The sequence below is a fragment of the Amycolatopsis rhabdoformis genome (assembly GCF_035918295.1).
GTDB classification, from domain to species: Bacteria; Actinomycetota; Actinomycetes; order Mycobacteriales; family Pseudonocardiaceae; genus Amycolatopsis; species Amycolatopsis rhabdoformis.
Genome location: NZ_CP142149.1, coordinates 2,538,788 through 2,550,993 on the forward strand (window position 1 = coordinate 2,538,788; position 12,206 = coordinate 2,550,993).

General features: G+C 72.0%; 10 protein-coding genes. 1 reads left to right on the top strand and 9 read right to left on the bottom strand.

Annotation, left to right across the window (positions count from 1 at the left end):
• Positions 1 to 78 precede the first annotated feature (78 nt).
• From VSH64_RS11905 to VSH64_RS11940, 8 genes are all read right to left on the bottom strand, one after another.
• Positions 79 to 1,518 (bottom strand): glycoside hydrolase family 3 protein, encoded by a 1,440-nt coding sequence (locus VSH64_RS11905; RefSeq protein ID WP_326835615.1) that lies wholly within the window; start codon positions 1,516 to 1,518, stop codon positions 79 to 81.
• 3 nt (positions 1,519 to 1,521) lie between these two features.
• Complete coding sequence (locus VSH64_RS11910; protein WP_326835616.1) at positions 1,522 to 2,352, bottom strand: carbohydrate ABC transporter permease; 831 nt, start codon at positions 2,350 to 2,352, stop codon at positions 1,522 to 1,524.
• Complete coding sequence (locus VSH64_RS11915) at positions 2,349 to 3,335, bottom strand: carbohydrate ABC transporter permease (RefSeq protein ID WP_326835617.1); 987 nt, start codon at positions 3,333 to 3,335, stop codon at positions 2,349 to 2,351. Before VSH64_RS11915 ends, VSH64_RS11910 begins: the two co-directional genes overlap by 4 nt.
• Complete coding sequence (locus tag VSH64_RS11920) at positions 3,332 to 4,624, bottom strand: sugar ABC transporter substrate-binding protein (protein ID WP_326835618.1); 1,293 nt, start codon at positions 4,622 to 4,624, stop codon at positions 3,332 to 3,334. The genes VSH64_RS11915 and VSH64_RS11920 overlap by 4 nt, the downstream gene beginning before the upstream one ends.
• 401 nt (positions 4,625 to 5,025) lie before the next feature.
• Positions 5,026 to 6,369: an NADP-specific glutamate dehydrogenase gene (gdhA, locus tag VSH64_RS11925; RefSeq protein ID WP_326835619.1), complete on the bottom strand. Its 1,344-nt coding sequence runs from the start codon at positions 6,367 to 6,369 to the stop codon at positions 5,026 to 5,028.
• A gap of 172 nt (positions 6,370 to 6,541) precedes the next feature.
• A complete protein-coding gene (locus VSH64_RS11930) occupies positions 6,542 to 7,318 on the bottom strand; it encodes a hypothetical protein (protein ID WP_326835620.1) in 777 nt (258 codons plus the stop codon).
• A gap of 114 nt (positions 7,319 to 7,432) precedes the next feature.
• The gene (locus VSH64_RS11935; RefSeq protein ID WP_326835621.1) at positions 7,433 to 8,365 is read right to left on the bottom strand and encodes a MurR/RpiR family transcriptional regulator; all 933 of its coding nucleotides are present in this window, start codon (positions 8,363 to 8,365) and stop codon (positions 7,433 to 7,435) included.
• Positions 8,366 to 8,591: 226 nt separating this feature from the next.
• Positions 8,592 to 9,347 carry an FHA domain-containing protein gene (locus tag VSH64_RS11940; RefSeq protein ID WP_326835622.1) on the bottom strand — a complete coding sequence of 252 codons (756 nt, stop codon included), beginning with the start codon at positions 9,345 to 9,347 and terminating at the stop codon, positions 8,592 to 8,594.
• Between the two features lie 55 nt (positions 9,348 to 9,402).
• On the opposite strand from VSH64_RS11940, the gene VSH64_RS11945 reads away from it, so the two are divergent.
• A complete protein-coding gene (locus tag VSH64_RS11945; protein WP_326835623.1) occupies positions 9,403 to 9,897 on the top strand; it encodes a hypothetical protein in 495 nt (164 codons plus the stop codon).
• Positions 9,898 to 9,933: 36 nt separating this feature from the next.
• Here the strand turns inward: VSH64_RS11945 and VSH64_RS11950 are convergent, their stop codons facing one another.
• Entirely contained in the window at positions 9,934 to 12,168 is a 2,235-nt protein-coding gene (locus tag VSH64_RS11950) for a serine/threonine-protein kinase (protein ID WP_326835624.1), read from the bottom strand.
• Positions 12,169 to 12,206: the final 38 nt, after the last annotated feature.

Consider the following 12,206-nt stretch of genomic DNA (forward strand, 5'->3'; position numbering starts at 1 on the left):
GTGAAAACCAGTCGTGAAAGCAGGCTGTGAAGGCCGGTCCGTGGGCACGGGTCGGGGGACCGTGCCCACGGACCGGGGTCAGGCGAGGTACTCCGCGGCCGCCCGCAGGCTCACGTACGAGCCGCTGAACGTGTCGATCCGCGGCCCGGTCCCGGAATCCGGCCCGGGCACCCCGGTTTCGACGCGGACGTAGGCCACGTCGGCCAGCTCCGCGAGGAACGCGAGCACCGCGGGGTGCCGGTGCGCTTCACGCGTCACCACGACCACACTCGCGAACTCCCGGGCCTGCTCGCGCACGGCGGCGGCCTCGGCCGGGGACACGGTGAGCGCCCGCGTGCCCGGCACCAGCGCGGTGAGGTGCGGCCCGAGGCCCCACGGCATCGGGCCGGCCGCGATGGTCGGGTCGGTGCTCACGTCCACGACCAGCGCGGGCCCGGTGAGCCGCGGCTCACCCTGGATCCGCAGCGCCGCGCGGGCCGCCGAGAGGCCGAGCTCGTAGTCCACCGGCCGCAGCGTGGCCGGGGTCGGTGAAGTGCCCAGCGCGGCCGTGCGCGCCGCCGCGTCGGCGAGCCGTTCGGCCGGCAGTGTGCCGTCGGCCACCGCGGCCACGATCGTCGCCGTGATGCGGTCGAGCGTGTCGGCCTCGAAGGCCGCGCCGCCGATGCACAGCGCGTCGGCGCCCGCGGCCAGCGCGCGCACCGCTGCCGAGCCGAGGCCGTCGTGCCGGCCGTAGGCGCCGGACACGGCACCCATCTCCAGCGCGTCCGTGATCACCGCGCCGTCGAAGCCGAGCTCACCCCGCAGCACGTCGGTGAGCGCGACGCGGTTGAGCGTCGCCGGGTCCTCGCCCCAGGCCCGCACCACGAGGTGGCCCGACATGATCGAGCGCACTCCCACCGAGATCGCCGCCGCGAACGGCACGAGCTCGATCTCGCGCAGCTCCTCGGGCGTGCGCGGCAGCACGGGCAGCGCCACGTGCGAGTCCTCCGTGGCCGCGCCGTGGCCGGGGAAGTGCTTCGCGCACGCGGCCACGCCGTACTTCTGCAACCCGGTCACGAAGGCTGCCACGTGCGGCGACGCCTTGACCGGGTCCGACCCGAACGCGCGGACGCCGATGATCGGGTCCTCGGCCGCGAGCGTGAGATCCGCGCACGGCGCCAGGTTCACCGTGACGCCGCACGCGGCCAGCCGTTCGCCGAGCGCCGCCGCGACCGCGGTGGTGAGCTCCGGGTCGTCGGCCGCGCCGAGCGCGAGCGGGCCGGGCACGAACGAGCCGGTGTTCACGTCGAGGCGGGTGACGTCGCCGCCCTCCTCGTCGATGCCGACCACCACGCCGTCGCGTTCGGCCCGCAGCGCGCTCGTCAGCGCCGCCACCTGCTCGTCGTCGACCACGTTGCGGCCGAACAGGATCACGCCGCCGAGACCCTCGCCGAGGCGGCGGCGCAACCAGTCCGGCGCCGCGGTGCCCGCGAAACCGGGCAGCAGCACGGCTTCCGCCCAGGCCCGGGGATCAGTCATGCCTCATCCCTTCACCGCGCCGGCCGTGAGGCCGGACACGAGCTTGCGCTGCACGATCAGGAAGAAGATCAGCGCGGGGATCGCGTACACCACCGCGGCCGCCATGATCGCGCCCCAGTCGACCGAGAACGCCGTCTTGAACGACGAGAGCCACACCGGCAGCGTCTGCTTCGACTTGTCGTGGATGAACACCAGCGCGAACAGGAACTCGTTCCACGCGGTGATGAAGCTGAACACCGACGTGGTCACCAGGCCGGGTCCGAGCAGCGGCAGCGTGACGCGGCGGAACGCGCCCGCGCGGCTGCAGCCGTCGATCATCGCGGCTTCTTCGAGGTCGTACGGGATGCCGTTGATGAAGCCGTAGAGCATCCAGACGGTGAAGGGCAGCGAAGTGGCGAAGTAGACCAGCAGCAGCGAAGGCAGCGTGTCGAGCAGCCCGATGTCGCGCATCAGCAGGTACATCGGGATGAACAGCGCCGAGAGCGGCGCCAGCTGCGCGACCAGGATCAGCAGCAGGAACCCCTTGCGGCCCGAGAAGCGGAACCGCGCGAGCGGGATCGCCGCCAGCACGCCCACGACCAGCGCCGCGATCACGGCCCCGAGCGTCACGATGAGGCTGTTGCCGAGGTAGGTGACGAAGCCCGGTTTGGTGAGCGCCGAGGCGAAGTTCTGCAGCGTCGCCGACGAGGGGAACAGGTCGTAGTCCGGCGACAGCACCTGGCCGGGCGTCTTCAGCGACGTGGTGAACATCCAGTACGTCGGGAAGAAGAACAGCAGCGCGATGAGCAGCCCGACCACCGAGAGCGTGATCCGCTGGGTCAGCGACTTCTTCACGCGAGTTCACCGTCCTTCGAACGCACCAGCAGCTGCACGTAGCGCGCGGTGACCAGCAGCAGGATCACCAGCATGATCGTGGCGATCGCCGCGGCGGAGCCGAAGTGGCTGCCCGCGATGCCCTTGAGGTACTGCAGGATCGCGAGCGTGGTGCTCGCGCCGTCGGGCCCGCCCTGGCGGATGGCCCAGATCTGGCCGAACATGTTGAAGTCCCAGAGCACCGACAGGAACGTGACCATGGTGAGGATCGGCCGGATCGCCGGCCAGCTCACCGCGCGGAACGTCTGCCACGGCCCGGCGCCGTCGATGCCGGCCGCCTCGTACTGCTCCCGGGGCACCCCGATCAGGCCCGCGTACAGCGTGAAGGCGACGAACGGCACGGCCTGCCACAGCACCAGCAGCCCGACCACCATCAGCGTGCTCGTGCCGGTGGAGAACCACGAGTAGCCGATGAACGAGTGGAACCCCAGCTTGTCGAGCGTCTTGTTGAGGATGCCGTACTGCTGGTCGAAGATCCACTGGAACACCGTGGTCGTGGCGATCACCGGCACGGCCCACGCGAGCACGAGCGCGATCTGCAGGATGATCCGGATCACCGGGTTGAGGTGGCGCATGAGCACCGCGATCACGAGCGCCACCAGCAGCGTGGCGGCCACCAGCGCGGCGGTGAACACGACGGTCCGCACCGCGACCGACCAGAAGTCCGGGTCGGTGAACTCCTCGGTGTAGTTGTCGAACCCGACCCACACCATCTGGCCGGTCACGAGCTCGTGCAGGTCGAGCTTGCGCAGGCTGATACCGAGCATCTGGATCGTGGGCCAGCCGAGCAGCACCAGCACGGCGACGAGCGCGGGCGCGAGCAGCAGGTACGGCATCGCCCGCTCGCCGAACCCGACGCGGCGCCGCCGTGTTTTCGGCGTGACGTGCGCCGATGCCGGCGGGGTCGCCCCCGCCGGCATCGGCACGTCTTTGGTGGCGGTCATCCGCCGATGATCTTGTCGAGGGCGGCGTTGGCGTCCGCCGTGGCCTGGTCGATCGACTTCTTCCCGGTGAGGTAGGCGGTGAGCATGTCCTTCAGCGGGTTCTGGCCGGCTTCGACCTCACCCCACTTCGGGCTGGTGGGCACGGCGCGGCCGTTCTTCGAGGCCTTGGCCATCACGCCGCCGAGCGGGTCCTTGTCGAGCGCGCTCGTGTCGGTCGAGGTGCCCGGCACGTAGCCGGCCGCGGCCATCTGGCTCATGTACTTGGTGCTGGTGAGCAGCTTCAAGTACTCCTTGGCGAGGTCCGCGTGCTTGCTGTTGAGCGGGATCACCAGGTTCGAGCCGCCGAGGAACACCGGGGCGTTCTGGCCCGCGGTCTTGCTCGGGATCGGGAACGCACCGGTCTTGTCGGTCAGCGTCGGGTCGGTCTTGGCGGCCGTGGCGACCTCGCCCGGCGTGCCGATGAACATCGCGACCTTGCCGCCGCCGTAGATGCCGGCCTGCTGCGGGGTGGCCTCGTCGTTGTCCTTCGGCGCGGTGGTGCCGGAGGCGTCCACGAGCTGCTTGTAGAACTCCAGGCCCGCCTTGGCGCCGGCCGAGTCGAGCGTGGACTTGAAGCTCTTGCCGTCGGCCTTGGCGATGTCACCGCCGTTGTCCCAGATGAAGGACAGCAGGGTGTACCAGTACTGACCCGGCAGGTACAGCGGCTGGAAGTCCTTGTCGCTGCCGAACTTCGCCTTCAGCTTCGCGATGTCGGCGAGCCACTCGGCGTCCGAGGTCGGCGGCGCGGTGATGCCGGCCTGCTCGAACATGTCCTTGCGGTAGAGCACCTCGCGGTTGGCGGCGTAGAACGGCACACCGTAGGTCTTGCCGTTGAACTCGCCGGAGGCCTTGAGCCCGGCCAGCCACTGCGAGCCGTTGAAGCTGTTCACGTCGGCCGAAAGGTCGGTGAGCACCTCGTCGGAGGCGAACGCCGGGGTCTGGGTGTTGCCGACCTCGATCACGTCGGGCGGGGTGTCGCTCGCGAGCGCGGTGGTCAGCTTCTGCTGGATACCGTTCCACGGCTGGATCTGGTAGTTGACCTTGACGCCGGCGTGCGCCGCCTCGAACTCCTTGTTGAGCGCGCCCGTCAGGCTGTCCGGCGCGGAGCCGTCCATGAGCCAGACCGTGAGCGTGCCGCCTTCCGAACCCCCAGAGCCGGACGCGGTGTCACCGCCGCCCGAACCGGCACACCCGGCTGTCGCGAGGGTGAGGGCGGCGGCACCCGCCGCCAGTTTGAGCCAGCGCTTCACTTGTCTGTCCTTTCGATGTCCGGCAACCCTGCCGGTCGATGACAAATGGTGTAGACCAATGTTGAGCAGAGTGGTCCGGACCACAGCTGGTGTCAAGCCGGTTGCCAAGACGTTGTAAACGCGTCGGGCAGTTTGACGCTGCGTGTCCGGGCAGTTACCGGAGTGCGGCGCAAAAGCGCAGGTGGTGAGGCGGAAAACCTTTACCAGGCAGGGTTTGTCTCGCCATCGCGGTTGTTCGTGAAGACCTCGCCGGACCCGCGAATGCGGACAGGTCCTGTCCGCGTGGGCGGACAGGACCCGGTCCAGTGGTACTGGCTGGTCCGCCTGCGCGGCGGACGGCGCCGAATCGGCGCGGGGGTCGAGCGTGGCGGTGCGGGTGGTTCCGGGGCCGGCCGGGCGGGTCAGACGAGCCCGAGGCCGGACATCGCCTCGGCGACAATGCGGAAGCCCGCGATCGCCGCGCCGGTCACGTAGTCGCCCGGCATCCCGTGCTCGTCCGCGGTGCTCAGGCAGGCCTCGTGGATGGCCGCCATGGTCTCCTTGAGCCGCCGGTCGGTGTGCTCGAACGTCCAGCGGTCCCGGGCCGCGTTCTGCTGCATCTCGAACGCCGAGGTTGCGACCCCTCCCGCGTTGGCGGCCTTGCCCGGCGCGAGCGCGATGCCCGCCTCGCGGAACACGCGCACGGCCGCGGGGGTGCACGGCATGTTCGCGCCCTCGGCGACGGCGAGCACACCGTTCTTGGCCAACGTGAGCGCGGCCTGCTCGTCGAGCTCGTTCTGGGTGGCGCACGGCAACGCGACGTCGCACGGCACGGCCCACGGCGTCTCGCCGGGGAAGTAGCGCGCCGAGGGCACGTGCTCGACGTAGGCGGCCAGGCGCTGCCGGCGGACGTTCTTCACCTCGTGCAGCACGTCGAGGTCGACGCCGGCCGGGTCGTGCACGAAGCCGCCGGAGTCCGAGCAGGTCACGGGCTTGGCGCCGAGCTCGCGCAGCTTGGCGATCGCGTGGAAGGCGACGTTGCCGGACCCTGACACGGCGGCCGTGCGGTCGGCGAGCGTGGCCCCGCCGGCGGCGAGCACGGAGTCGAGGAAGTAGACCGTGCCGTAGCCGGTGGCCTCGGGACGGGCGAGGCTGCCACCGAGCAGCGGGGGCTTGCCGGTGAGCGTGCCGGCGTCGAAGCGGTTCGTGAGGCGTTTGTACTGGCCGAACAGGTACCCGACCTCGCGGCCGCCGACCCCGATGTCGCCGGCGGGCACGTCGGTGTTCGGGCCGAGGTGGCGGTGCAGCTCGGTCATGAACGCCTGGCAGAACCGCATGATCTCGGCGTCGGACCGCCCGGCGGGGTCGAAGTCGGCACCGCCCTTGCCGGCCCCGAGGCCGAGCCCGGTGAGCGCGTTCTTGAAGATCTGCTCGAACGCCAGGAACTTGACCGTGCCGAGCGAGACGTCGCGGTGGAACCGCAGCCCGCCCTTGTAGGGCCCGAGCGCCGAGCTGAAGCCCACGCGGAAGCCGCGGTTCACGTGCGCGCGCCCGGCGTCGTCGGTCCAGACCACGCGGAAGAGCACCTGGCGCTCGGGCTCGCACAGCCGCTCCAGCAACGCGGCGTCACGCAGGCCCGGATCGCGGCGCAAGGCGGGCTGGATGGCTTCGAGCACCTCGAACACCGCCTGGTGGAACTCGTCCTCGGCGGGGTTGCGGCGCACCACGTGGTCGAACAGCGCCGCGGACTCGGAGTCGAGGGTCATGGCCGGGGTTCCCTTCGCCGGTGAAGTGCCTGCCGGCGACGATGGCACGCCCGGCGCGGTCCCGGACACCGGGAAAATCCCATGCTGCCAAGGGGTTGACCCGCGGGACGGCCCCGCCCGGACGGTGCCGGGCGGGGCCGTGGTGCGCTCCCCGGGAAGGTCGGTGCCGAGGTCAGTGGTTGACCTTGAACCACGGCTGCGACCAGCCGAGGTAGGTCTGGCCCCACGAGCTCTTGATCTCGGAGATGGTGGTCTGGGTGTAGGTGCCGGCGCCGTGGATGTCGTTCGAGAGGAACTGGCCGCCGCCGATCGAGATCATGGTGTGGCCCGCGCCGCCGTTGGAGAAGAAGGCGAGGCCGCCGGCCGGCACGTTCTGGTCACCGGCGTGCTTGTACTGCGCGGGGATCTGCGTCCAGTGCACGTACGCCGTTTCGGAACCGCTGGCGGAGAAGCCGTAGTTCTGGGCGTTGATGCGGTCGCACCAGCCGTCGTAGGACGCGACGTTGTTGGTGTGCACGCGGGTCTTCGCGTAGGCCACGGCCTGCGCGCAGGTCTTGGCGTCGCCGAGGCCCGTGGTGGAGCAGGTGCTCTGCGGCGGGTTGGGCACGCCGGTGCAGTCGGGCGCGATGCGGCCGTCGGAGCCGGTGTAGACGTAGGTGTCGGTCACGTAGCCGTTGCTCGCGGCCACGTGGTCCCAGACGTTGCTGGTGCCGTACTTGCCGGTCACGGTGTCGCCGGTGGTCTGGCAGTCGATGACCACGGCGGTGCCGTCGGCGATCGTGCCGACGGAGCTCGCGCCGGTGCCGGGCGCCGACCGCACGGTGAGCGGTGCGCCGGAGTCGGTGTGCACGGTGCCGTTGGCGGTGGCGGCCAGTGCGGGCGCGACGCCGGACAGCGTGATCGCCGCGGCGAACGCGACCAGGCCCAGCGTGCGTTTCGCGATCTTCATCCTCGGTCCTCCTGATCCCCAGTGGGTGTGGGAACCAGGTTCGCCGCAGGCGGTACACGCGCCGTACAAATGCGTGTGCGGCGGTCGTGAACGCCGGACATTCCGGGCGCGGGGTCAGCCCTTGCGGGGGTTGCCCGACTTGCGCCGCGGCACGTAGTCGCGGCTGTCGCCCTGGATGAGCCGGGACCGCAGGGTGGTGAGCAGCTCGGAGGTCTGGTTGGCGTGGTCCTCGTCGCGCGAGGCCAGCCCGAGCAGCAGTGCGTCGGCCAGCACCTCGGCGCTGAGCATCTCGCCGGTGAAGTTGCTGGGGGAGTGCGTGGCCTGCAGCGCCACGGCCACGCGGTCGCCGAACACCGGCGCGAGCGAGTCGGTGACCAGCAGCGTGTGGGCGCCGACCTCGCGCGTGCGGTCGAGCAGCACCTCGATGTCGCCCAGCAGCCGGCTCGGCAGGAAGAGCACGACCACGTCGCCCTTGTCGAGGCTCAGCAGGTCGTCGGCGAGGCGGAAGCCGGTGGCGCCGCTGGCGCGGGCGCGCCGGCCCATACGGCCCAGCCGCAGCGCGACGTACCCGGCGAGGAAGCTCGAGGGGCCGATGCCGAAGGCGAGCACCTCGCGCGCGCCGTCCAGCAGGTCCACGGCCTTCTCGAAGTCGTCCTCCGACACGAGACGCCAGGTCTCGGCCAGCCGCTCGGTCGCCTCGGTGAACACGCGCTCGAGCACGGAGGTCGGCTGCCCGGACACCTCGCCGACCTGGCGGTGACGCAGCTCGATCGACGGGCTGGTCTCGGTCACCACCTGCTGGGCCAGGTGCTGGCGCATGTCGGCCAGGCCGGTGTAGCCGAGCGTCTTGGCGGTGCGGACCACCGTGGCGTCGCTCGTGCCCGTGGCCTGGCCGATCTGCTCGGCGGTGGCGAAGATCGCCTCGCGCGCGTGGTGGCGCAGGTACTCGGCGACGGCGCGCTCGGCCCGCGACATCCCGGCGAGCCGGCCGGTGATCCGCTGGGTGAGCGAATCGCCGCCGTCGGCGGGGGTGGCGTCGTCGGGCATCGGATCACGCTCCTGTCGGGTCGCCTGCATCGTAGTGGTCCGGGGCGCCGTCGTGCGCAGGACCACAGTGGACGGTGTGGCGCACCACCGCGCACCTCACCCCCGGGCCCTCCACCACCAGGCGCTCCGCCACCCGTGTACGCCGGCCCCGATGGTGGCGTTCGCATCGAATGCGGCATTCGGTGCGCGGGGCGCAACCACCACGAAATCGGGGCGCCGCGGGCGGCTAGTCGAGGTGGTCGAGCACGTCGAGGTCGGCGCGGGTCAGGGAGTTGGTGGTGATCGCGAGCTCGGTCAGCAGGTTGTGGTTGAGCGAATTGCCGATCGGCTCCGGCACCTCGGTGCGCTTGAGCCCGCGCACGCCCTGGGCCGAGAGCCGCTCGCGCACGGCGGCGACCACGCGGTCGACCTTCTTCACGTCCCACTCGCCGCCGGGGTCGAGCGCGGCGGTGATCTCGGCGACGTGGCCGCGGCTCATGGGCTGCGGCCGGTGCTCGCGGCGCAGGTACTGCTGGCCGAGCACGGTGAGAACCAGCCGCTGGGCGTCGGTGAGCGGCCACTGCCGGCCGGGCAGGGTCGGGCCGGTCACGGGCATCGGCCGCTGGTGGTCGGGGGCGTTCACGCGGACCTCGAGCGGGTGCTTGCGCCCGCCGGAACCCACCACGAGCAGCGTGGTCACGCCGGGCGCCAGCGGCTCGGGTTCGTCGTCGGCGTGCAGGAGGCGGGTGGGGGAGAACTCGATCGGCGTGTGGCCGGAGTTGCTGAGCAGCCACCAGCCCCGCCGGTAGGTGAGCGCTCCGTGTTCCCGGCTCACGCGCGGATCGTCCTCGCCCACCGTGACCCCGCCCGGGCCCGGCCGGCGGCCGAACGGCAGCCGCGCGTACTCGGCCGGCCGCACCGCGGCCGTGCCCGCCAGGCCACGCACCACCACCGCGCCGGGCACGTCGTCGCCGTCGTGGTCACCGCTGGGGGATGAGGTCACCTCGGGTCCTTTCGAATCGGGGACCGGTCCCGTGGCCGGCCGGTACGGTGCGCGCATGGATCTTCGCACCACTGCCCGGGTCGCCGCCGCCCCCGTGGCCGCCGCGGCGCTGCTCGCTGCCCTCACCGCGTGCGGCAGCGACTCGGCGCCCGCGGCGTCGCAGCCGTCGAGCTCCGCCGCTGCGCCGTCCCCGTCGGCACCCGCGCCGCCCTCGACTTCCGCCTCCGTGCCCGACCGCGAGCCCCACACGCTCGTACTCAACGCGACGGGCGAGGGCCAGCTCACCCAGATCAAGTACACGCTCGACGGCGAGGAGAAGCAGACCGGCGCCGTGAAACTGCCGTGGCGGCAGTCGCTCACCGTGCCGGCCGACGGCAAACCGCACCAGTGGACGCTCGAGATCTCCTACGCAGGCGGCACGAAAGGCACGGTCGACATGTTCTCGATCGTCGACGGAAAGGAAGGCATCCACACTGGCGCCGGCAGCGCGGGGTCACCCGGCTCGCACATCAGCGGCAGCGCGTCCGTCGGCGGGACCGTGCAGGGCTGAGCCACTCGGCTCGCCCGGCCTGCCCGGGAGGACTGTTCAGACCGGGCCCGCGTCGTGGGTCCACCAGTCGATGAGCGCGAACGGATCGTTGCCGCGGTGGGCGATCGTCTCGATGTTCGTGGCGTCGTCCGTCCACTTGAGCACGCGCTCGCCGCCGGGTTGCTCGGTGGCACAGGCGAGCCGGCCCGAACGCCCGTCCCGCGTGTAGGGCCGGTCGCCGGAGAAGTCCTTGGGCGCGCTCGTGCACGCGGCGTCGCTGGTGCCGGTGCTGTTGAACACCTGGCGCATCGTCGCGGCGTCGGGCAGCTGGTAGTAGACCACCAGCCCGGCGCCGCTCGTCCGTCCACACGCGACGGCCGCGACCGCGGTCACCGCGCCGAGGTCCTGCCACTTCTGGTCCGCCGAGGGGCGCACGCAGTTGAGCCGCGACTGCTGCGGAATGTGCTGCAGCAGCGCGGTTTCGACCGCGGTCGGGAACGCCGGAGCGGCGTGACCGTTCACCTCGCTCACGATCCGGCTCAGCGGCGCGAGGTGCCACTGCGACCACCAGCCGCCGACCGCGTCGCCCGAAGCCCCGGTCACGTGGCCGATCATCGAGAACGCCTCGAGGCTCCAGTCCATCGCGACCGTGCCCCCGGGCCCGGGGTGGCACAGCACCTGCCCGAGGTCCACGCTCAGCCAGTCGAACCGCGTCGTGCCGAGGAACGGCGCGCCGGGGCACCCGCTGCCGCTCGGCGCCTTCGCGGCGCTCACCAGGCCGGCGAACGCCGTGCGCAGCGCCGGGACGCCGGCGAACCGGAAGTAGGACACCTGGCGCGCGCCCGTGCCCTGCGGCGTGCAGGTGACACCGGCGACGGCGCCGGGATACGCGTCGAGGTCCGCGGGCGCCGCGCGCACGCACCCGGAACCCGCGGCGACGTCGAGCACCGCGAGTTCGTCCGGGGTCGGGAACGTCGCCGGCGCCCAGTTCGTCCAGCCGGCCCAGGCCTTGCGCAGGGCCGCGTCGTCGGGGGCCTCGGCTCGTGTCACGGTGCGGGCCTCGTCGTCGGTCCAGACCACGGTGGCGGTGCCGTCGCGGTCCTCGCACAGAACTCGTCCGCGCGCCGGCCCGGTCGCGGGGTACCGGTGCTCACCACCCGTCGCGGTGGCGCAGTCACCCTGGTTCGGGTCGACGCCGGCGCGCGTCACGGCGTCGGCGTAGGCCGCCGTGACCTGCGCCGGACGCGCATACAGGGCCGTGGTCGCCGCCTGGCCGGCCGCGTCGTGGCACGTCACGGTGGCGCTCGCGCCGGGTGCGGGCTGGACCGCCGCGGCACAGTCCTGGCGCAGCGCCGCGGGTACGCGGGCCAGCGTCGAGTCCGCGGTTCCCGGTGATCCGCCTGCGGTGAACCACAGCACGAGCAGCGCGACCACCGCGAGTGCGGCGGCCGGGATGCCCGCCACCTGCCAGCGGCGCTTGCGGCGCCGGGCCCGCTCGGCCGCGGCGGTCGTGGCCACGAGGTCGTCGACCAGCTCACCGCAGGTGCGATGGCGCTTCGCGGGATCGTGGTCGAGGGCGCGGCGCAGCGCGGCGACGCCGGGGTGCGCGAAATCGGCGTGGTGGTGCGGCGGACTGCCGGAGAGGCATTCGTAGAGCACACAGGCCAGCGCGTACACGTCGGCGGCGCCGCCGACCGGCCGGCCTTCGCGCTGTTCCGGTGCCGCGTAGTTCATCGTGCCCAGGAACCCGCCGGTGGCGGTCAGGCGCGTGAGGTCGAGGTTGCGGGCGATGCCGAAGTCGCACAGGTACACGCCGCCGGTGGCGTCTTCGAGCAGGATGTTGCCCGGCTTCACGTCGCGGTGCACCAGGTTGCGGGCGTGCGCGGCGTCGAGGGCGGCGCCGACGCCGCGGCCGATCGCCACGGTCTGCTCGAACGTGAGCGCACCGCGCCGGTGGATCAGCCGCGCGAGGTTCGTGCCGAGCACGAACTGCATCGCCAGGTAGCCGAGGTGCCCGTCGGCGGAGAACCCGGCGTCGTAGGCGGCCACCACGTGCGGGTGGTTCAGCGCCAGCGCGATGCGCGTCTCGCGTTCGAAGCGCTGCCGGAACCCCGGCTCGGCCATGAACTCCGGCCCGACCACCTTGAGCGCGACCGGCCGCTGGGCCACGACGTCGTAGGCCTCGAAGACCTCGCTCATGTTGGTCTTGGCGAGCTGGCGCAGGAGCCGGTACCGCGGCAGCCGGCCGGTGATGTCCGGCCGGTCGAGCGTCGGTGCTTCCGTCTCGTCCACTTCTTCGTCCCCCGAGGTGCGCCGACGGAGCTTAACCG

Bases quoted from the DNA above. Each gene is read 5' to 3' on its own strand.
- VSH64_RS11905 (WP_326835615.1), bottom strand. From the start codon at position 1,518: ATGACTGATCCCCGGGCCTGGGCGGAAGCCGTGCTGCTGCCCGGTTTC.
- gdhA (WP_326835619.1), bottom strand. From the start codon at position 6,369: ATGACCCTCGACTCCGAGTCCGCGGCGCTGTTCGACCACGTGGTGCGC.
- VSH64_RS11915 (WP_326835617.1), bottom strand. From the start codon at position 3,335: ATGACCGCCACCAAAGACGTGCCGATGCCGGCGGGGGCGACCCCGCCG.
- VSH64_RS11935 (WP_326835621.1), bottom strand. From the start codon at position 8,365: ATGCCCGACGACGCCACCCCCGCCGACGGCGGCGATTCGCTCACCCAG.
- VSH64_RS11930 (WP_326835620.1), bottom strand. From the start codon at position 7,318: ATGAAGATCGCGAAACGCACGCTGGGCCTGGTCGCGTTCGCCGCGGCG.
- VSH64_RS11945 (WP_326835623.1), top strand. From the start codon at position 9,403: ATGGATCTTCGCACCACTGCCCGGGTCGCCGCCGCCCCCGTGGCCGCC.